A 20,740-nucleotide genomic window follows, 5' to 3' on the forward strand; every position below is an offset into this window, starting at 1 on the left:
CCTCAGCCCTTGGGGGTCAGCTTGCGCGGGTCGACGAACGGCTTCTCGACCACCGTGGCGTCCCTGGCGCCGGTCGGGGTCTCCACGGTCAGCCGGGTGCCCAGCGCGCTGAGGCCGATCGGCACCATGGCCAGCCCGATGTTGCGCTCCAACCGGGGCGAGTGGCAGGCGCTGGTGACCTTGCCGACCAGCTCGCCGCCCGCCGACCGCACCGGGAACGGCTCCAGCATCGAGCCGTCGTTGTACGAGCCGAGCGGCATGCCGTCGATCTCCACGCCGACCAGCTGGCGCGAGACACCCTGCTGCTTGGCCCGGATCAGGGCCTGCTTGCCGATGAAGTCCGCCTCCTGCTCCAGGTCCACCATCCAGCGGTAGTCGTAGCCGACCTCCAGCGGGTTGGTGTCCAGCGTGATGTCGCAGCCGTAGGCGAGGATGCCGCCCTCGATGCGCCGGATGTGCGACGGGCCGATCGTGCGCATGCCGTGCGGCTCACCGGCCTGCCACACCCGGTCCCACAGCCGCCCGGCGTTCTGGGTCGCGGAGTACAGGTAGATCTCGTAGCCGATCTCCCCCGTGTAGCCGGTGCGGCTGACCACCACGTCCAGCCCGTCGAGGGTCTCGTGCCGCAGGTGGTAGTAGGGCATCTGCAGGATCGACGGCCCGAACAGGTCGGCCATCACCTCCTTGGCCTTCGGCCCCTGCACCTGCACCGGCGCGACGTCGATCTCGCGGACCGTCACGTTCCAGCCGCCGGCGTGCGCCACCCCCATCGCCCAGAGCCCGACGTCGCTGTCCGCCAGCGACAGCCAGAACCTGTTCTCCTCCACGCGCAGCAGCACCGGGTCGTTGATGATGCCGCCGTCCGGCGCGGTGATGAACACGTACTTGCACTGGTCGACGGCGCATTTGGTGAGGTCACGGGGTACCAGCAGGTTGGTGAAGTCGAACGCGTCCGGCCCGGAGATCTCGATCTGGCGCTCCACGCCGACGTCCCACAGCGTCACCCCGTTGAGCAGCGACCAGTACTCGGAGACCGGGTCGCCGTAGTGGCGCGGGTGGTAGGTGTGGTTGTACACGCTGTACATCACCGGGCCGTGCTCCCGGGACTTCCAGAAGTACGGCGAGGTCCGCAGCCTGCTGTACAGCAGGATCTTCGGCGGTTCGACGATTCCCGGCGCGTTGTTCGTGCTCAGCGGGTTGTCCGGGTGCAGCACTTCGGTCATGGAACGGCCTTCTTTGGCTCGGAAACATGATGTTGAAGTTGCGTATTGAGCAACACCAAGTGCAGATCGCAACAAGTGTGGCGCGCGGCCGCGTCGTCGTCAATGCATGGGTGTGACCGGGCTCTCAGCTACCGAGGACGTGCAGGGCGGCCCAGAGCGCCAGCACCGACAGCACCAGCGCCGAGGGCACCGTGAGCAGGCCCAGGCGGGTGAACTCGGCCAGGTTCACGCGGTGTCGGTGCTGGTGGGCGACGCGGCGCCAGAGCAGGGTGGCCAGCGAGCCGGCGTAGGTCAGGTTGGGGCCGATGTTCACCCCGAGCAGCACGGCGAGCACCGGCCCCGGCCCGGACGGCGCGACCAGCGGCAGCAGCACCAGCACGGCGGGCAGGTTGTTGATCAGGTTGGCCAGCGCGGCGGCGAGCGCGGCGACGCCGAGCAGGGCGGGCAGCGTGGAGCCGGCCGGTACGAGGTGGCCCAGTCCTTCGGCGAGCCCGTTGTCGACCACGGCCCGGACCACGACGGCGAGGGCGAGCACGAACGCGAGGAACCCGGGCGCGGCCGCCTTCGGGATGTCGAGCGGGCGGGTGCGGCGGCGGGCGATCGCGCGTACGGCCAACACCAGCGCGCCGGCGGCCGCGGCCCACGCCGGGTCGAGCCCGGCCGCCGACGCGAGCACGAAGCCGGCCAGCGTGGCACCGACGGTGACCAGCGCGAAGACCGGGACCTCGGTGCTCTCGCCCGACACGGCGGCCGGCGCGTTCAGGTCGTCGTTCAGGTCGGCACGGAAGAAGCGACGCAACACCAGGTACTCGCACCCGATCGCGACCAGCCAGGGGCCGACCATCAGCCCGGCGAACCGGACGAAGCTCACCCCGCTGGCGGCGAACGCCAGCAGGTTGGTCAGGTTGGACACCGGCAGCAGCAGCGAGGCGCTGTTGGACAGGTGGGCGCAGGCGTACACATGGGGCTTCGGCCGGGCGCGCAGTCGTGCGGCGGTGGCGAACACCACCGGGGTCAGCAGCACGACGGTCGCGTCCAGGCTGAGCACCGCCGTGGTCACCGAGGCCAGCGCGAACACCGCCGCCAGCAGCCGCCCCGGCCGCCCCGCCGCCGCCCGGGCCAGCCACGCCCCGCAGGCCCGGAACACCCCCTCGTCGGCGCACAGCCGGGCCATCACCAGCACCGCCGCCAGGAACCCGACCACCGGCCCCAGCCGTTGCACCTCGGCGACGGCACGCTCCGGCGAGATCGCCCCGGCGGCCACCAGCACGGCGGCGGCCGGCACCGCGACCGCCGCCTCCGGCCATCGGTACGGGCGGGCCACCGCCCACCCCAGCACCAGCAGGAGCAGGCCGGCGGACAGCACCTCCATCGACAGGGAGTTCAGCGGACCAGCGCTCCGGGCACGACATCCACTGTCGCACGCGCTGGAGCTATCCGGCCCACGGCTGTGGTCGTTCGAGGCCGGGATAGCGGCGTGGCAGCTCGCCGGCGAGGAACTTCGCGGGGATGTCGTGGAAGGTGCCGTGCTCGGTCTGGTAGGTCAGGAAGGTGCGGCCCTCGGTGTCGAAGGGTTGGAGCAGCGCGTCGTGGACGCCGTCGAACTCGACGGGTCGGACGCCGAGCCGGGCGCACAGGGCGGCGTTGAAGGTGGGAGTGACCTTGACCCAGCGGTCGTCGAGGCGTATCTCGGCGTAGCCGTGCCAGGCGAACACGTCGGTGCCCATGGCGGCGCGCAGCCGGCCGGTGCCGAAATGGTTCGTGACGTCGGCGAAGGCGGCGCGCGCCGGGATCCCGGACGCCCGGCACAGGGCCGTGAACACCGAGGCCTTGCTCACGCAGTATCCGTATCCGGCGGTGATCACGCTGCTGGCGCGATAGGTGTGCGGGTCGCGGAAGTAGTCGAGCAGCGAACCCCGCCCGGTGGCCACGGGGTGATCGTCGGGGAAGCCGTACGTGATGTCGTCACGGACGTGGTAGTAGATCGCGCGGGCTTTCTGCCGGGGCGTTGGCGCTGTCATGGCGGCGGCCGTCGCGCGGACCGTGGGATGGTCGCTGTCCACGTATTCGCCCGGTGACAGATAGACCTCGGTCATGCGCCCATCGTCGAATTCGGTGGCCTCTCGGGTCAATCCTCGGATGTTCTGTCACGATTCCAAGTTGTGCCTTGGGGATAACCGGATCGTGAGCGCGACGAGTGCCATCCCGGCCAGGATGTCCAGGACGTAGTGGTGACCGGTCGCTAGGACGACAAAAGCGGCGAGAAAAGGGAACAACCAGGCCAGCCACGCGGCTCGCGGAGCGGACCGACGCAGCACCGACCACGCGGCGTACGCGCACCAGGTCGTCCAGGCGATGTGCATGCTCGGCATGGCGGCCAGCAGGTTCACCCCGGGGCGGGGAGCGCGAGACGCGGCTCCGTAGAGGATGTCGTGCGTTGCCATGTAGTCGACGATGCCGTCCTGGGCAAAGCGGGGCGGAGACTCCGGAAAGAGCCACACGAGCGGGAGGTCGAGGAGCATCGTCATCACGAGAACGGTGCGCAGGTGGCCGTAGCGCGCCGGCCAACGGAAATAGAGCCAGATCAGGGTGGCGGGTACCGCGATGACGCAGAGCCGGTAGAAGTATCCGGTGAGGTGGATCGCGGCCGGATGCGCGAGCATCGCATGGTTCAGCGGGTGTTCAACGGCGATCCGAAGGGTCTGCTCCAGGCTTTGGACGAGCACGGCATTGCTTGTCGCCGTGGGTTCGCCGCGGTCGATTTCGGCCCGGGCCAGGCCGAAGGCGAGGTAGCCGCCGACAAGCAGCGGTGCTTCGAGATACCACGGCGGCCGGCCGGTCAGCACTCGATGACGTTGACGGCGAGGCCGCCTCGTGCGGTCTCCTTGTACTTGACCTTCATGTCGGCGCCGGTCTCGCGCATCGTCTTGATCACCTTGTCCAGGCTGACCACGTGGGTGCCGTCGCCGCGCAGGGCGATACGGGCGGCGTTGATGGCCTTCACCGACGCCATGGCATTGCGTTCGATGCAGGGTATCTGGACCAGGCCGCCGACCGGGTCGCAGGTCAGCCCGAGGTTGTGCTCCATGCCGATCTCGGCGGCGTTCTCCACCTGGCGCGGGGTGCCGCCGAGCACCTCGCACAGCGCGCCGGCGGCCATCGAGCAGGCCGAGCCGACCTCGCCCTGGCAGCCGACCTCGGCGCCGGATATGGACGCGTTCTCCTTGTAGATCGCGCCGATCGCGCCGGCGGTGAGCAGGAAGCGGACCACGCCGTCGTCGTCGGCGCCGGGCACGAACCGGGTGTAGTAGTGCAGCACGGCGGGCACGATCCCGGCCGCGCCGTTCGTGGGCGCGGTGACCACCCGCCCGCCGGAGGCATTCTCCTCGTTCACGGCCAGCGCGAACAGCGAGACCCAGTCCATCACCTGCAGTGGGTCCGGGTTGCCGGCCTCCGCGCGCAGCCGGCGGTGCAGCTCGGCGGCCCGTCGCCGTACCCGCAGCCCGCCGGGCATCACACCGTCGGTGGCGCAGCCGCGCTCGACGCACTCGCGCATCACCCGCCAGATGCGCAGCAGGCCGTCTCGCACGTCGTTATGAGTGCGGCGGGACAGTTCGTTGGCCAGCATCACGCCGCTGATCGGCAGGCCGGTGTCGGCGCAGTGCGCGAGCAGCTCGGCGGCGCTGTGGAACGGGTGGGCGACGGGAGTGTCGTCGGGGATGAGGCGCGAGTGCGAGCCGTCCAGTACGAACCCGCCGCCCACGGAGTAGTAGGTGCGTTCGGCCAGCACGGCGCCGTCGGCGGCGCGGGCGGTGAACAGCATGCCGTTGGGGTGCAGCGGCAGGGTGCGGCGGCGGTGGAGCACGAGATGGTCGGGCTCGCGGAAGCCGACCTCGTGCTTGCCAAGCAGCCACAGGCGGCCGGACTCCCGGATCTCGCGGATCCGTGCCGGGGCAGCGTCGGTGTCGACTGTTTCGGGGCGCTCGCCGGTGAGGCCGAGGAGGACCGCGGCCGGTGAGCCGTGCCCGTGGCCGGTGGCGCCGAGCGAGCCGAACAGCTCGCAGCGGACCTGGGCAACCTCGGGCAGGGTGCCGTCCTCGGCCAGGGCGGTGACGAACCGCAGGGCGGCCCGCATCGGGCCGACGGTGTGCGACGAGGACGGTCCGATGCCGATGCTGAACAGCTCGAATACGCTGATCAAGGGAGGTACTCCCGAGCGGCGTCGGTGAGCCAGGCGGCCAGGTAGCCGGCGAACGAGCCGCGCACCAGCAGGCGGTAGGTCGGTGTCTGGTCGGTCTGCCAGAGGATCACCTGCGCCTTGGCCACCATCGTCTGTGCGCAGTGGCCGGCGGCGAAGGCGCGCGGGTGCAGGTCGAGCTGGCAGCCCTTCTCCAGCAGGTCGGTGGCGCGCTCGCCGGACACCTCGATGGTGGTGCGGTTGGCCGAGACGTCGACGGCCGAACCTCGGGATCCAGCGAGCGCGGCATGGAGCCGGCCGACCAGCTCGGGGGCGTCGCCGTCCGGGCCGACCACCAGCCATTCGTCCGGGCCGAGCCACAGCGCGTGGCGTCCGCGCAGGGCGGCCACGGTGTTCGGTTCGCTGGGCAGTAAGCCGCCCAGGACCTCGGCGACCGCGGTGTCGGACGGGTCGGCTCGGAGGTTCACCTCGGCGGAGAACGGCAGTTCGGCGATTCGTACGGCGGGGGCTTCGAGGACGAGCCCGTCCAGTGGGCTTCGGCGGAGCTGGTCAGCCGTCACGGCGGGCTCCTTCCCGGTCGTAGAAGATCGGTTCGGTGACGGTCGCGGCGATCGTCCGGTCGCCCAGCGGGGCCAGCAGGGTCTGGCCGATGCGGTTGCGGCCGTCGCGGACCAGGGCGAGCGCGAACGTGCGCTCCAGCGCGGCGCTGTGGTAGCTCGACGTGACGTGGCCAAGCATGGGTACGGGCGCGCGCTCCGGAGTGCCCTGGGCGACCAGTTGCGCGCCCTCGGGGAGCAGCTCGCGGCGGTCCACCGGGAGCAGCCCGACCAGGTGCTTGCGGTCGGTGCGGGCGGTGTCCGGGCGGGACAGCGAGCGGCGGCCCACGAAGTCCTTGCGGGTGGACACGATCCAGCTCATGCCCAGGTCCTCCGGGGTGACGGTGCCGTCGGTGTCCTGCCCGACGATCGGGAACCCCTTCTCCGCACGCAGTACGTGCATGGTCTCGGTGCCGTACGGAATGATGCCGTACTCCTCGCCGGCGGCCAGGATCGCCTCCCAGGCGGCGAGCCCGTGCCAGCTCGCCACGTTGACCTCGAAGGCAAGCTCGCCGGAGAACGACACCCTGGCGATCCGCGCCGGGATGCCGTTCGCGAGCGTGGTGTCCCGCACGGTCATGAAGGGAAACGCCTCGTTCGCGCAGTCCAGCGCCGGGGCCAGCCGCGCGACCACCGACCGGGACCTCGGGCCGACCACCGCGACCGTGGCCCACTGCTCGGTGACCGAGGTGAACGTGACGTCCAGCTCCGGCCACTCGGTCTGCGACCACTCCTCCAGCCAGTCCAGCACGGCGGCCGCGTTGCCGGTGGTGGTGGTCAGGTAGTAGTGGTCCTCGGCGAGCCGGATCACCACGCCGTCGTCGAACACCATGCCGTCGGCGGTGCACATGACGCCGTAGCGGGCCGAGCCGACCTTCAGCTTGGCGAACGCGTTGGTGTAGATCCGGTTCAGGAACTGCCCCGCGTCCCGACCGATCACGTCGATCTTGCCGAGGGTGGAGGCGTCCTGCATGCCCACCCCGGTGCGCGCGGCCCGGCACTCGCGCAGCACGGCGGCGTGCATGTCCTCGCCGGGCCGGGGGAAGTACCACGGCCGCTTCCACTGGCCGACGTTCTCGAACTCCGCGCCGGCCGCGACGTGCCAGGGCTGGATCGAGGTGACCCGCACCGGGTCCAGCAGCTCGCCCCGGTCGCGGCCGGCCATCAGGGCGAACGACACCGGCGTGTACGGCGGGCGGAACGTGGTGGTGCCCAGCTCGCCCGGCGAGCCGAGGCCGAGCGCTTCGGCGATCACGCCGCTGGCCAGCACGCCGGAGGTGCGGCCCTGGTCGTGGCCGGTGCCGATGGTGGTGTAGCGCTTGACGTGCTCGGCGGAGCGCATCCCCGCCCCGGTGGCCCGGTGGACGTCGGCCACCGTGGCGTCGCGCTGCAGGTCGACGAAGTGGTCGCGCCAGTCCGTCGAGTCGCCAGGCGCCAGCCACACCGGGCCGGCCGGGGCCACCGGGCGGGTCGACGCTTCGGGCAGCTCAGGGGCCGGCCCCGGGTAGCCCACCGCGGCGGCAGCGGACGCACCGACCCGGGCCCCGTCCGCGAGGCAGCCGGCCAGGTCGAGCGTGCCGGCCACCGCCCCGGCCACGCCGATGGCCTCGTCACCGGGCACCGGCACGAACCCGGCCAGCCCGTCGTCCCAGCGCAGGTCGCCCGGGGACTGGGCGTACAAATGCACCGCCGGGTTCCAGCCGCCGGAGACCGCGAGAAGGTCGGCGTCCAGCCACTGTGACTCGCCGACCCGTACGCCGGTGATCCGCCGCTCCCCTGCTGTACCCGTGACCATCGAACCGGCCAACACCGGGATGCCGGCGTTCTCGGCGGCGGACACGAGCGCGCGCGGAGGATCGGCGCGGGTGTCGACCAGCGCGGCCACCTCGGCGCCCGCCGCCGCCAGGTCCAGCGCCGTGTCGTATGCGCTGTCGTTCGTGGTGAGCACCACGGCCCGGCGGCCGGGCAGCACCGCGTACCGGTTCAGGTAGGTCCGCACCGCGCCGGCCAGCATCACCCCGGGCCGGTCGTTGTCCGCGAACACCAGCGGCCGCTCGTGCGCCCCGGTGGCCAGCACCACCCGCCGCGCCCGCACGTGCCACAGCCGCTGCCGGGACACGTGCTCCGGCGCTGCCGGCCCGAGGTGGTCGGCCCGCCGCTCGGCGACCACCAGGTACGTGCCGTCACGGCGCAGCGCGGTGGCGCGCGGCAGCACCCGCACCTCCGGACGCCCGGCCAGCTCCGCGAACGCCGACGCCACCCAGTCCAGCGCGGCACCGTCGGAGAGCAGCCGGCCGCCCGGCTCGGGCTGGTCGTCCACCAGCATGACCCGGGCGCCGCCGGCGGACGCGGCCAGCGCGGCGGCCAGCCCCGCCGGGCCGGCCCCGACCACCAGCACGTCGGTGTGCACGTACTTCTTGTCGTACACGGCCTGATCCGGCGTCGGATCCAGCCGCCCCACCCCGGACAGGGTCCGCGCCGCCAGCCCGTCGAACAGCTCGACGGTGGTGGCCGGCAGCATCGGCTCGTCCGCCTGCAGCAGCGCGTTCGGCTCGGTCACATCGGCGGTGAAGATCCCGCGCGGGCGCCGCCGGTAGATCGAAGGGCCGACCTCGATGATCCCATTCGCGAGCATCGCGGACGCCACCGTGTCACCCCGGTAGCCGGTCAGCTCCCTGCCGTCCACGCTGAACCGCAACGGCGCGTCCCGGTCGATCCGCCCGCCGGAGGGCAGCCGGCCGGTCACGCCCGCTCCCCCATCCGGTAGACGGCGTCGATCCGGTTGCTGACGGTGTCCCGGACGACGTTGAACCAGCGCCGGCAGCCGGCGGAGTGCACCCACCGCTCGGCGAACGTGCCCTTCGGGTTGTCCCTGACGAACAGGTACTCCCCCCACGCGGCGTCGTCCAGCTCCAGCGGCCGCTCCGGGTAGGCCACGTGCGCCTGCCCGCCGTAGTGGAACTCGGTCTCCTCGCGCGGCCCGCACCACGGGCAGCCGATCTGCAACATCGCGGTCTCCTAGTGGGCGACGGCGGCGGCGCCGTGCTCGTCGATGAGGGCGCCGGTGGTGAACCGGTCCAGGCCGAACGGCGCGGCCAGCGGGTCCGGCTCGCCGTGCGCGAGAAGGTGCGCGAACACCCAGCCGGCCGCCGGGGTGGCCTTGAAGCCGCCGGTCCCCCAGCCGCAGTTGATGAACAGGTTCTCCACCGGGGTCGGGCCGATGATCGGTGAGGCGTCCGGGGTGACGTCCACTACCCCGGCCCAGGAACGGATCATGTGCGCCCGACTGAAGATCGGAAACAGCTCCACGGCGGCGGCCATCTGCTCCTCGATGACGTGCCCGGAGCCGCGCTGGCCGTAGGAGTTGTACGAGTCGATGCCCGCGCCCATCACCAGCTCGCCCTTGTGCGCCTGGCTGACGTAGACGTGCACGTGGTTGGACATCACCACGGTGGGGTGCACGGGCTCCAGCAGCTCCGAGACCAGCGCCTGCAGCGGATGGCTCTGCACCGGCAGCCGCAGCCCCGCCGCGCCGGCGAGCACGCTGGAGTGCCCGGCCGCCGCCAGCCCGACCCGGCCGGCCCGGATCGTCCCCCGGCTGGTGTCCACACCGGTGACCCGGCCGGCGCCGTCCCGGAGGAACCCGGTGACCTCGCAGCCCTGGATCAGGTCCACCCCCAGCTCGTCCGCCTTCCGGGCGAACGCCCAGGCCACGTGGTCGTGCTTGGCGATGCCCGCCCTGGGCTGCCAGGTGCCGCCGAGCACCGGGTAGCGGGCGTCCGGCGAGACGTTCAGGATCGGGCACACCTTCTGCGCCTCGCCAGGGTCCAGCCACTCGCTGTCGATCCCGTTCAGCCGGTTCGCGTACACCCGCCGCATGCTGTCCCGCACGTCCTGGAGGGTGTGCGCGAGGTTCAGCACGCCGCGCTGGCTGAACAGGAAGTCGTAGTCCAGCTCCGCCGGCAGCCCCTCCCACAGCTTCAGCGCGTGCTCGTAGATCGCCGCGCTCTCGTCCCACAGGTAGTTGGACCGGATGATCGTGGTGTTGCGGGCCATGTTCCCGCCGGCCAGCCAGCCCTTCTCCAACACCGCCACGTTGCGCACGCCGTGCCGGCCGGCCAGGTAGTAGGCGGTGGCCAGGCCGTGCCCGCCCGCCCCGACGATCACCACGTCGTAGCTCGGCTTCGGGTCGGGGTTGCGCCACAGCCACTCCGGCTGCTCGGGCAGGGCCTGGCTCACGACTGGACCCGGAACGGCCGCAGGGTCGGGTACAGCGGATGCCGCTCGGCCAGCGCCGCCACCCGGGCGCGCAGCTTGTCCTCCGCGAAGTCCGGCTTGAGCGCCTCGGCGAGCACATCGGCGACCTCGACGAAGTCCTCGGTGTCGAAGCCCCTGGTGGCCAGCGCCGGGGTGCCGATCCGCAGCCCCGAGCTGACCATCGGCGGGCGCGGGTCGAACGGCACCGCGTTGCGGTTGACCGTGATGCCGACCCGGTGCAGCCGGTCCTCGCCCTGGCGGCCGTCCAGGTCGGCGGCGCGCAGGTCGACCAGCACCAGGTGCACGTCCGTACCCCCGGTGGCCACCGTGACCCCGTACCCGCCCACGTCCGGCTCCAGCAACCGGTCGGCAAGGATCCGGGCACCGGCCACCGTGCGCCGCTGCCGCTCGGCGAACTCCGGCGTGCCGGCCGCCTTGAACGCCACCGCCTTGGCCGCGATCACGTGCTCCAACGGCCCGCCCTGCTGGCCGGGGAACACCGCCGAGTTGATCTTCTTCGCCAGCTCCGCCCGGCACAGGATGGCGCCGCCGCGCGGCCCGCCCAGCGTCTTGTGCGTGGTCGTGGTGACCACGTCCGCCCAACGCACCGGGTTGTCGTGCAACCCCGCCGCGACCAGGCCCGCGAAGTGCGCCATGTCCACCATCAGGTAGGCGCCCACCTCGTCCGCCACCCGCCTGAAGTGCGCGAAGTCCAACTGGCGCGGATACGCCGACCAGCCGGCCAGTATCAGCTTCGGCCGGTGCTCGCGGGCCAGCCGCTCCACCTCCTCGGCGTCGATCAGCCCGTCGGACTCCCGCACGTGGTAGGCCGCCACGTCGTAGAGCCGGCCGGAGAAGTTCAGCCGCATGCCGTGCGTGAGGTGACCACCGTGCGCCAGGTCCAGCCCCAGGATGGTGTCGCCGGGCCGCAGCAGCGCGTGCATCGCCGCCGCGTTGGCCTGCGCGCCGGAGTGCGGCTGCACGTTGGCGTGCTCGGCGCCGAACAGGGCCGTGAGCCGCTCGATGGCCAGCCGCTCCACCACGTCCACGTGCTCGCACCCGCCGTAGTAGCGGCGGCCCGGATACCCCTCGGCGTACTTGTTGGTCAGCACCGAGCCCTGCGCCTGGAGCACCGCCAGCGGCGCGAAGTTCTCCGAGGCGATCATTTCCAGGGTGTCGCGCTGCCGGCCCAGCTCGGCGTCCAGCGCGGCCGCGACCTCGGGGTCGAAGCTGCCCAGATCCTGGTTCATGCCGCTCCTCAGTTGAAGTACCTGTGGCAGGCGTTCTGAAATATCAGTTGTACGCTAGGCTAGGAAGCATGACCGGTGGCGTCAACCATTCATTTCCGGGCCGGGTGCCGCTGCTCGCCGACCGGGCCTACACGGCGGTCCGCGACATGATCGTCACGTTGCGGCTGCCGCCGGGCTCGCCGATCAACGAGGAGCGGCTGTCCGCCGAGCTGGGCGTCGGTCGGACCCCGCTGCGGGATGCGCTCAAGCGGCTGGAGGCGGAGAGCCTGGTGGCGATCTACCCCCGGCGGGGCACCTTCGTCACCGAGGTGAACATCACCGACCACGGCCTGATCGCCGACGTGCGCCGCCAGCTGGAGGGCCACGCCGCGCAGCGGGCGGCGGAGCGGGCCACGGCGGCCGACCGCGACCGGCTGCGCGAGCTGGTCGCGGCGGCGGCCCGGCAGGGAGGTGTCGACCGCGCCGGCAGCATGCGGTTGGACACCGAGATCCACCGGGCGATCTACGGCTGCGCGCACAACAGGTACCTGGAGTCGACGCTCGACCACTACTACAACCTGTCGCTGCGGATCTGGTACCTGTTCCTGGACCGGCTGCCCGAGGTCGACCACGCCGCCGACCTGGTGCCGATGCTGGAGGCGATCCTGGCCGGCGACGGGGAGCGCGCCCGCGAGCTGGCGGTGCGCCACGTGGAGGACTTCGAACGGTCGGTACGGGCCACCCTGTAGCTACCTCTTGACACGACCGTTCCGGACGCGGAACTCTCGTTGCGTCACGTGAGTGCTGTTGCGAACTGCGCACCGGAGGCGGTCATGGTTGGACCCCGGGTGGTCATCATCGGCGCGGGTGTGGTGGGCGCGGCCTTGGCCGACGAGCTCTCCGCCCGAGGCTGGGACCGGATCACGATCGTCGACCAGGGGCCGCTGCCCGAGCCGGGCGGTTCGTCCTCGCACGCGCCGGGCCTGGTGTTCCAGGCGAACGGCTCGAAGACGATGACCGAGCTGGCCCGCTACACCGTCGAGAAGCTGTGCGGGCTGGACCTGGATGGCGAGCCGTGCTTCCTGCAGGTCGGCGGCCTGGAGGTGGCGCTGAGCGAGGAGCGGCTGGCCGAGCTGCACCGCCGGGCCGGATGGACCCGCGCCTGGGGTGTGTCCGCCGAGGTGGTCTCCCCCGACGAGTGCCTGCGGCTGGCCCCGCTGCTGGACCGCGACCAGGTGCTCGGCGGCCTGCACGTGCCGACCGACGGGCTGGCCAAGTCGGTGCGGGCGGTGCAGGCGCAGGTGCGGCGCGCGGCCGCCAGGGGCGTGCGGGTGCTGGACGGCACCGAGGTGACCGGCGTCGACGTCTCCGGTGGGCGGGTGACCGGGGTGCGCACCGATGCCGGTGAGCTGCCGGCGGACGTGGTGGTGTGCTGCGCCGGCATCTGGGGTCCGAAGGTGGCCGGCATGGTGGGGTTGTCGCTGCCGCTGGTCCCGCTGGCGCACCAGCTGGCCTGGACCGGCCAGGTGCCCGGGTTGGCCGGTCAGGCCGAGGAGGCCGTGCACCCGATCCTGCGCCACCAGGGCGCCGACCTGTACTACCGGGAGCGCTACGACACGCTCGCGGTCGGCTACTACGGGCACCGCCCGATGCCGGTGGCCGCGACGGAGATCCTGAGCGTGGCCGACGCCAGGGAAGCGACCGGCATGCCGTCCGTGCTGCCGTTCACCGAGCCGGACTTCGAGGAGGCCTGGCGGGTCACGAACTCGCTGCTGCCCTCCACCGCGCAGGCGAAGATCGAGGAGGGCTTCAACGGCCTGTTCTCGTTCACCACCGACGACATGCCGCTGCTCGGTGAGTCGCCGGAGGTGGCCGGCTTCTGGGTGGCCGAGGCGGTCTGGGTCACGCACTCCGCCGGGGTGGGCAGGGCCATGGCCGAATGGCTGGTCGACGGGCACTGCTCGTCGTTCGACCTGCACGGCTGCGACCTGAACAGGTTCGAGCGGCACCAGCTCGCGCCGGCGTACGTGCTCGAACGGGGCTGCCAGAACTTCGTCGAGGTGTACGACATCAAGCACCCGCTGCAGCCGATGGAGTCGCCCCGGCCGCTGCGCACCAGCCCGTTCCACCAGCGCCAGCGCGAGCTCGGCGGGTTCTTCCTGGAGGCCAACGGCTGGGAGCGTCCGCAGTGGTACGAGTCCAACGCCGGACTGGTCTCCGGGTACGACATCCCGGCGCCGAACAACGACCTGGACGACTGGGCGGCCCGCTACTGGTCGCCGATCGTGGGCGCCGAGGCCCGCTACACCCGCGAGGCCGTGGCGATGTACGACATGACGGCGCTCAAGCGGCTGGAGGTGGCGGGGCCGGGCGCGGCGGCGTTCCTGGAGCGGATGTGCACCAGCAAGATCGACAAGTCGGTCGGCTCGGTGACGTACACGCTGCTGCTGGACACCGACGGCGGCATCCGTAGCGACATCACGGTGGCCAGGCTGGGGCGTGAGCTGTTCCAGATCGGGGTGAACGGCAACCTCGACCTGGACTGGCTGCGCCGCCACCTGCCTGCCTCCGGTGATGTCTCGGTGCGTGACGTCACCGCCGGCACCTGCTGCATCGGGCTGTGGGGGCCACGGGCCAGGGCCGTGCTCCAGCCGCTGACCGGCGACGACTTCTCCAACGACGGCCTGCGCTACTTCCGGGGGCGGCGGACCTACCTGGGCACCGTGCCGGTCACCGCGCTGCGGCTGTCCTACGTCGGCGAGCTGGGCTGGGAGCTGTACACCACCGCCGACATGGGCGCCAAGCTGTGGGACACGCTGTGGGCGGCCGGTGCCGAGCACGGCGTCATCGCGGCCGGCCGGGGCGCGTTCAACAGCCTGCGGCTGGAGAAGGGCTACCGCTCGTTCGGCGCGGACATGACGTTCGAGCACGACCCGTGGGAGGCCGGCGTCGGGTTCGCGGTCAAGGCCGACAAGCCCGACTTCCTCGGCCGCGACGCCGCCCTGCGCCGCCGTGACCAGCCACGCCGCCGCCTGGCCTGCCTGACCCTCGACGACCCCGGCGCCACCGTCATGGGCAGCGAGCCGGTCTACGCGGGCAATGACTGCGTCGGCTACGTGACCAGCGCCGCCTACGGCTACACCATCGGCGCCGGCATCGCCTACGCCTGGCTCCCGTCCGACCTAACCGTGACCGGCACCGGTCTGCACATCGGCTACTTCGACCGCCGCCTGCCCGCCACCGTCGCCGACGAGCCCCTGTTCGACCCGAAGATGACCCGCCTACGCAACTGACCAGGTCAGAACCCGTGAGTGGCTAGGGCCGTCATAGCGGCCCTAGCCACTCACGGGTGTGTGCGCCTGGATCGCGGGCGGGGCAGGAGGCGGGGGACGCGGCGGCGGAAGGCGGCGTAGTCGTCGGGGAACTCGCTGGTCAGGAGCTGTTCCTCGGCCCTGATCTTGAACTCGACGAACACGTAGCCGACGACGAGCACCACCAGCCACAGGCCGAGGCCGCTGAGCAGCACGGTGCCGGTGAGCATGCCGAGCAGGCCGGTGTAGATCGGGTGGCGGGTGATCGCGTACGGGCCGTCGGTGCGGAGGCGGTGGTCGGCCTTGACCACGGCGGTCGAGGTCCACATCGTGCCCAGCCGCCAGCGCGCCCACAGCGTGAAGCCGGTGGCGGCCACCAGCAGGACCGCCCCGACGACGTCCAGCCAGGGCGCCCGGTACTGCAACGGCCGCCACACCGCGAGCGGCACCGTGAACCGCAACAGCAGCAACAGCCCGGCGACCACGAGCGTCGGGCAGAAAACCCACCGCCGCCGGACCACCGGGGGCGCCAGGCGCGCGTTCACCACCGCGCCCACCAGCCAGACCAGCGCGAACGCCCCCCAGCACACGTCGAGGAGGACCAGCCGCATCGCGACACTCCTTCCCACCCAACGCGGAGGCTAGCCAGGCGTCGCTGACAATGCGCTGAGGCGGTTCGGGCCGCACGGTTAGCGTGACTCGCATGCGATGCCCGCACCAGCGCCGTAGCCGCCGGACCTTCCTCGGTCTGCTCGGTGTCGGGCTGGCGTTCGCGTCGACGGGCCGCGCGGAGGCCTCGGAACCTCACGCGCCAGACCCGCCGGGGAAGCCGACCGTGCTGCGCCGAGGCCCGGACGCCAGCGTGTCCTCCCGGCAGGTGGCGATCACCGTGGACGACGGGTCGTGCGCGGACTGCGTCGCCGGGTACGCGGCGTTCGCCCAGCGCACCGGCGTGCACCTGACGTTCAGCCCGAACGGCAGGTACGACCGCTCCTGGCGCCCACAGGCCAGGGTGCTGCGCCCGCTGGTCGAGGCCGGTCAGGTGCAGGTCATCAACCACACGTTCGGCCACCCCGACCTGACCAGGCTGACGGCCGGGAAGGTCCGGGACGAACTGGAACGCAACGAGGCGTGGATCAACCGCACGTTCGGCACCAGCGCCCTGCCGTACTACCGGCCGCCCTACGGCCGGCACAACCCCGCGGTCGACCGGGTCGCGGCCGGCGTCGGCTTCGACCGGGTGGCGATGTGGAACGGCTCGTACTCCGACTCGTCGCTGATCACGCCGGCGTTCCTGCTCGGGCAGGCCGCGAGGTACTTCCAACCCGGCACGATTATGCTCGGGCACGCCAACCATCCGACCGTGCTCGCCCTGTTCGACCAGATCCTGGACCTGATCAGACAACGTGACCTCACGCCAGTGACACTCGACGAGATGTTCAACACCCGCCGGCCGCCGATGCCCCGATGAGCGACATCCAGCGCCACACGCTGACCGAGGAGATCGAGGACGCCGCGCGGCGCATCCCGGCCTGGCTGCGGGTGACCGAGGGCGAGAGCCGCTGGCCGGTGGTGGTCCTGATCGTGGTGGCCGCCGGGCTGCAGCTCGCCCTGCCCGACCGGCTCACGTTCGTGCACAGGTGGGTCATGCCCGGCATCGAGCTGGTGCTGCTCGCCGCGCTCACGATGGCCAGCCCGCGCCGGCTGGACCGCGAGTCCGCGACGCTGCGGTTCTGGAGCCTCGCGCTGCTCACCCTGCTCAGCGCGGCGAACGTGTTCTCGGCGGTGACGTTGGCCACCATCCTGATCACCGGCCAGGGCGGTTCCGACGCCGGGCCGCTGCTCGCCGCCGGCGCGGCCATCTGGCTGACCAACATCATCGCGTTCGCGCTGTGGTACTGGCAGTTCGACAGGGGCGGCCCGGCCGCTCGCGCGCACGCCCGCCGCCGCACCCCCGACTTCCTGTTCGTGCAGATGCAGGCGCCGACCATGGCGGCCGCGGACTGGGAGCCCCGGCTCGTCGACTACCTGTACCTGTCGTTCTCCAACGCCACCGCGTTCGGACCCTCCGACGTGCCGCTGTCGCGGTGGGCCAAGCTCACCGCGATGGCCCAGGCGCTGGTCTCACTCGTCACGGTTGCGCTGATCGTCGCCAGGGCGGTGAGCGTCCTCAAGTGAGGACGTCGTCTGGAAGTATCGAAGGCGGACAGACGAACGGGTGTGGAGGGACGGATGGCGCAGACCGTCGCGGAGCAGATCGTCGAGGTGCTCCGCCAGGCAGGGGTACGCAGGATCTACGGCCTGGTCGGGGACAGCCTGAACCCGCTGGTCGACGCGATCAGGCGGGTGCCCGACCTGGACTGGGTGCACGTGCACAACGAGGAGGCCGCCGCGCTCGCGGCCGCCGCCGAGGCGCAGGTCACCGGCCGGCTGGCGGTGTGCGCCGGTAGCTGCGGCCCGGGCAACACCCACCTGGTGCAGGGGCTCTACGACGCGCACCGCAGCGGCGCGCCGGTGCTGGCGATCGCCTCGCACATCCCGTCCACCCAGATCGGCACCAACTACTTCCAGGAGACCCACCCGCAGCAGCTGCTGGCCGAGTGCAGCGCCTACTGCGAGCTGGTCAGCCGCCCAGAGCAGATGCCCCGGCTGCTGCGCATCGCCATGCAGTCCGCGGTGACCCACCCCGGCGTGGGCGTGCTGGTGCTGCCCGGTGACGTCAGCTCCCAGCCGGCGGCCAACGGCACCGGGGAGAGCCACCTGGTCACCACCAGGGCGGTCGGCGTTCCGGCCCCCGACCAGGTGCAGGCCCTCGCGGACCGGATCAACGCGGCGGAGACCGTGACGCTGTTCGTGGGCGCCGGGATCCGCGACGCCAGGGACGAGGTGCTGGAGCTGGCCGGGCGGGTGCACGCGCCGATCGGGCACTCGCTGGGCGGCAAGGAGTGGATCCAGTTCGACAACCCGTACGACGTGGGCATGTCCGGGCTGCTCGGCTACGGCGCCTGCTACGAGGCGATGCACGAGTCGGACCTGCTGGTGCTGCTCGGCACCGACTTCCCGTACGACACGTTCCTGCCCCAGGCGCACACCGTCCAGGTGGACCGGGACGCCTCGCACCTGGGCCGGCGGACCAGGCTCGACCTGGGCGTCGAGGGGGACGTCGGGGCAACGCTGCGCGCGGTGCTGCCGCTGCTCAAGTCCAGGGACGACAGGTCGTTCCTGGACCGCATGCTGCGCAAGCACGCGGACGCGCTGGAGAAGGTCGTCTCGGCGTACAGCAAGGGCGTGGAGAAGCTGCGCCCGATCCACCCCGAGTACGTGGCCACCGTGCTCGACGAGCTGATGTCCGACGACGCGATCGTCACCGTGGACACCGGCATGTGCAACGTCTGGGCGGCCCGGTACCTGAGCCCGAACGGGCGCCGGCGGGTGATCGGCTCGTTCCGGCACGGCACCATGGCCAACGCGCTGCCGCACGCGATCGGCGCCTCGTTCGCCTACCCCGACCGCCAGGTCGTGTCGATGTCCGGCGACGGCGGCCTGGCGATGCTGCTCGGCGAGCTGCTCACCGTGCGCGAGCACAACTTGCCGGTCAAGACGATCGTGTTCAACAACGGCTCGCTGGGCATGATCCGGCTGGAGATGATGGTCGCCGGCTACCCGTCCTTCCAGACCGACCACGGGCCGGCGAACCTGGCCGGCGTCGCGTCGGCGTGCGACATCCCGTCGCTCACCGTGGAGGACCCCGCCGAGCTGCACAGCGCGATGCGCACCGCGCTGTCCGTTCCCGGCCCCTACCTGCTGGACGTGCGCACCGACCCGAACGCGCTGTCCATCCCGCCGCACATCACCGCCTCCCAGGTGCGGGGATTTGCGCTCGCGGCCACTCGCACTGTGCTCAGCGGCGGTGTCGGTTCTATGATCCAGTTGGCGCGCAGCAACCTGCGCTCTATCCCCCGGCCCTAAAGTCTGGACGTGTGACATGGTCGTCACCGGCTCGACCCATGATCGCATTCTTGCCGAAGAACGACGGCTGCGCCGGAATCTGGGCGTCGGCAGCCTGACGGCCATCGGGTTCTCCAACATCGTCGGGTCCGGGTGGCTGTTCGCGGCGCTCTACGCCTCGCAGATCGCCGGCCCGGCGTCGCTGCTGGCCTGGATCGGTGCGGGCGTGCTGTGCGCGTTGATCGCGCTGGTCCTGGTGGAGCTGGGCGCGACCCGGCCGGAGGGCGGCGGGACGGTGCGCTGGCCGCTGTACGCCAACGGGCGGCTGGTCGGCTCGGTGATCGGGTTCGCCACGCTGCTGTCGGTGGGCGCGAACGCGGCCGAGGTCACCGCGATCATCCAGTACGCGGGGCACTACCTGCCATGGCTCTACCAGGGCAAGACGTTGACCGCGTACGGCCTGCTGGTCGGGGTGGCGCTGGGCCTGCTGCTGACGGTGTTGAACTGGTACGGGGTGCGGCTGTTCGGCAGGGTGAACAACCTGATCACCGTGTTCAAGATCGCGGTTCCGGTGATCACCGTGGTGGCGTTGCTGGCGTCCGGCTTCCAACCGGGCCGGCTCGGCGACCACGGCGGCTTCGCCCCGTACGGCTACCCGGCGGTGCTCACCGCGCTGGCCGCCGGCGGGATCATCTACTCGGTCAGCGGGTTCCAGGCGGCGGTGGACTTCTCCGGCGAGGCGCGCAACCCGAAGCGCACGGTGCCGCTGGCGGTGCTGGCCAGCATCGGCCTGGCCGTGCTGATGTACCTGGGGCTGCAGGCCGCGTTCCTGTTCACGGTGCCGGACAGCATGCTCGTGAACGGCTGGCAGGGGGTCAACTTCGACTCGCCGTTCGGCCAGCTCGCGCTGATCCTGAACCTCTGGTGGCTGTCCGTCACGCTCTACGCCGACGCGGTGGTCTCCCCCGGCGGCTCGGCGTTCGTGGGCGTCGCAATCAACGCCCGGCACACCTACGCGCTGGCCAAGAACCGGCTGCTGCCCGAGTACTTCATGCGCGTGCACGAGGGCTCCGGCATCCCCCGCCGGTCGCTGGCGCTGAACCTGGTGGTGATCGTGCTGTTCCTGCTGCCGTTCGGCGGGTGGCAGGACATCGTCAGCGTGATGGGCACCATGTACCTGCTGCTGTACTCGTCCTCGGCGGTGGCGGCCGCCGTGTTCGCCTCGGCCGAGCCGGAGCGGCTGTCCGGCTGGGTGCCCGGGCTGCGCTGGATCGCGCCGCTGAGCTTCGTGGTGGCCACCGAGTTCGTGTACTGGTCGGGGTGGCACGACCTGCGGCTGGCGCTGCCGCTGGCGCTGATCGGGGTGCCGCTGTTCCTGGCGATGCGGCGGCTGGAGAGCAGCGAGCCGCTGCTGACCGAGCTGCGCCGCGGTGCCTGGGTGGTCGGGTACCTGCTGGCGTTGATCCTGCTGTCCTGGCTGGGCACCTTCAAGGGCGCCGGTTACCTGCCCGCGCCGTACGACTCGCTGATCGTGGCCGTGCTCGGCGCGGGGGTGTTCGCGCTGGCGGTGCGGTCCGGGCGGGCGCACCTGGCGGCGAACCCGGCGCGGCCGACCATCGCGCCCTGACGGCCGTCAGCTCAGGCGCCGCAGCCACGACGGACGGCGGCGGGGGGAGCCGGCGCGCGCCGGGAAGCGCCTGCGCCGCACCACCACCACGACGGCCGCGAACAGGCCGGCGACGAACCCCGCGCCGACCTGGCCGAGCACCACGCACAGGATGGCCAGCATCGCCGAGAACACGATGACCATGTCGTGAACCAGCCGTGTCCACCATGCCTGTCGGCTTACCCGGGAGCGTCTCAGCGCGGCCGCGAGCCTCGGGTCGTCCGACGAGATTCCACGTTCGATCTCATCAAGAGCCTGCTGTTCCCGCTCGCTCAACACCACGGCCTCCTCCGAGCGCGTGACCCCTCCTAC

The 20,740-nt window shown here is 71.7% G+C and carries 18 protein-coding genes; 6 read left to right on the forward strand and 12 right to left on the reverse strand.

Translation table 11 applies throughout. The annotated features are described in order from the left end of the window. Positions 1-2: 2 nt before the first annotated feature. The 10 genes from N912_RS0102345 to N912_RS0102390 form a co-directional block, all read right to left on the reverse strand. On the reverse strand, positions 3-1,223 hold the full coding sequence (locus tag N912_RS0102345; protein WP_028921156.1) for a glycine cleavage T C-terminal barrel domain-containing protein: 1,221 nt from the start codon (positions 1,221-1,223) through the stop codon (positions 3-5). 124 nt (positions 1,224-1,347) lie between these two features. Then, positions 1,348-2,595 (reverse strand): SLC13 family permease, encoded by a 1,248-nt coding sequence (locus N912_RS48995; protein ID WP_051579469.1) that lies wholly within the window; start codon positions 2,593-2,595, stop codon positions 1,348-1,350. Between the two features lie 61 nt (positions 2,596-2,656). Then, positions 2,657-3,319, reverse strand: a complete 663-nt coding sequence (locus tag N912_RS49000) for a transglutaminase-like domain-containing protein (RefSeq protein ID WP_037062664.1) — start codon at positions 3,317-3,319, stop codon at positions 2,657-2,659. A gap of 51 nt (positions 3,320-3,370) precedes the next feature. After that, positions 3,371-4,069, reverse strand: coding sequence for a phosphatase PAP2 family protein (locus N912_RS0102360; RefSeq protein WP_028921157.1), 699 nt, complete (start codon positions 4,067-4,069; stop codon positions 3,371-3,373). Beyond that, positions 4,063-5,424 (reverse strand): L-serine ammonia-lyase, encoded by a 1,362-nt coding sequence (locus tag N912_RS0102365; RefSeq protein ID WP_028921158.1) that lies wholly within the window; start codon positions 5,422-5,424, stop codon positions 4,063-4,065. Before N912_RS0102365 ends, N912_RS0102360 begins: the two co-directional genes overlap by 7 nt. Beyond that, on the reverse strand, positions 5,421-5,981 hold the full coding sequence (locus N912_RS65035; RefSeq protein ID WP_037062665.1) for a sarcosine oxidase subunit gamma: 561 nt from the start codon (positions 5,979-5,981) through the stop codon (positions 5,421-5,423). The genes N912_RS0102365 and N912_RS65035 overlap by 4 nt, the downstream gene beginning before the upstream one ends. Then, entirely contained in the window at positions 5,971-8,763 is a 2,793-nt protein-coding gene (locus N912_RS0102375; RefSeq protein ID WP_028921159.1) for a 2Fe-2S iron-sulfur cluster-binding protein, read from the reverse strand. The genes N912_RS65035 and N912_RS0102375 overlap by 11 nt, the downstream gene beginning before the upstream one ends. Next, positions 8,760-9,026 (reverse strand): sarcosine oxidase subunit delta, encoded by a 267-nt coding sequence (locus N912_RS0102380; RefSeq protein WP_028921160.1) that lies wholly within the window; start codon positions 9,024-9,026, stop codon positions 8,760-8,762. Before N912_RS0102380 ends, N912_RS0102375 begins: the two co-directional genes overlap by 4 nt. A gap of 9 nt (positions 9,027-9,035) precedes the next feature. Continuing rightward, positions 9,036-10,256: a sarcosine oxidase subunit beta family protein gene (locus tag N912_RS0102385; RefSeq protein WP_028921161.1), complete on the reverse strand. Its 1,221-nt coding sequence runs from the start codon at positions 10,254-10,256 to the stop codon at positions 9,036-9,038. Next, positions 10,253-11,524: a serine hydroxymethyltransferase gene (locus N912_RS0102390; protein ID WP_037062666.1), complete on the reverse strand. Its 1,272-nt coding sequence runs from the start codon at positions 11,522-11,524 to the stop codon at positions 10,253-10,255. Before N912_RS0102390 ends, N912_RS0102385 begins: the two co-directional genes overlap by 4 nt. A 68-nt stretch (positions 11,525-11,592) precedes the next feature. On the opposite strand from N912_RS0102390, the gene N912_RS0102395 reads away from it, so the two are divergent. Continuing rightward, complete coding sequence (locus N912_RS0102395) at positions 11,593-12,252, forward strand: GntR family transcriptional regulator (protein ID WP_028921163.1); 660 nt, start codon at positions 11,593-11,595, stop codon at positions 12,250-12,252. 84 nt (positions 12,253-12,336) lie between these two features. After that, positions 12,337-14,796, forward strand: a complete 2,460-nt coding sequence (locus tag N912_RS0102400; protein WP_037062667.1) for a GcvT family protein — start codon at positions 12,337-12,339, stop codon at positions 14,794-14,796. 50 nt (positions 14,797-14,846) lie between these two features. Here N912_RS0102400 and N912_RS0102405 read toward each other — a convergent pair whose 3' ends face one another. Then, positions 14,847-15,425 (reverse strand): methyltransferase family protein, encoded by a 579-nt coding sequence (locus N912_RS0102405; RefSeq protein WP_037062668.1) that lies wholly within the window; start codon positions 15,423-15,425, stop codon positions 14,847-14,849. 92 nt (positions 15,426-15,517) lie between these two features. On the opposite strand from N912_RS0102405, the gene N912_RS0102410 reads away from it, so the two are divergent. The 4 genes from N912_RS0102410 to N912_RS49010 are packed head-to-tail and all read left to right on the forward strand — an operon-like array spanning position 15,518 to position 20,389. Then, a complete protein-coding gene (locus N912_RS0102410) occupies positions 15,518-16,285 on the forward strand; it encodes a polysaccharide deacetylase family protein (RefSeq protein ID WP_084210530.1) in 768 nt (255 codons plus the stop codon). Next, entirely contained in the window at positions 16,282-16,992 is a 711-nt protein-coding gene (locus N912_RS0102415) for a hypothetical protein (RefSeq protein WP_037062670.1), read from the forward strand. The genes N912_RS0102410 and N912_RS0102415 overlap by 4 nt, the downstream gene beginning before the upstream one ends. 54 nt (positions 16,993-17,046) lie before the next feature. Continuing rightward, positions 17,047-18,783 carry a pyruvate dehydrogenase gene (locus N912_RS0102420; RefSeq protein WP_028921168.1) on the forward strand — a complete coding sequence of 579 codons (1,737 nt, stop codon included), beginning with the start codon at positions 17,047-17,049 and terminating at the stop codon, positions 18,781-18,783. A gap of 16 nt (positions 18,784-18,799) precedes the next feature. Continuing rightward, complete coding sequence (locus N912_RS49010; RefSeq protein WP_051579470.1) at positions 18,800-20,389, forward strand: APC family permease; 1,590 nt, start codon at positions 18,800-18,802, stop codon at positions 20,387-20,389. Positions 20,390-20,395: 6 nt separating this feature from the next. Here N912_RS49010 and N912_RS61750 read toward each other — a convergent pair whose 3' ends face one another. Next, positions 20,396-20,710 carry a DUF3040 domain-containing protein gene (locus tag N912_RS61750; protein WP_084210531.1) on the reverse strand — a complete coding sequence of 105 codons (315 nt, stop codon included), beginning with the start codon at positions 20,708-20,710 and terminating at the stop codon, positions 20,396-20,398. Between the last annotated feature and the right edge of the window lie 30 nt (positions 20,711-20,740).

Origin of the sequence: Actinospineispora acaciae DSM 45401 (assembly GCF_000620785.1) — a bacterium.
Classification (GTDB): Bacteria; Actinomycetota; Actinomycetes; order Mycobacteriales; family Pseudonocardiaceae; genus Pseudonocardia; species Pseudonocardia acaciae.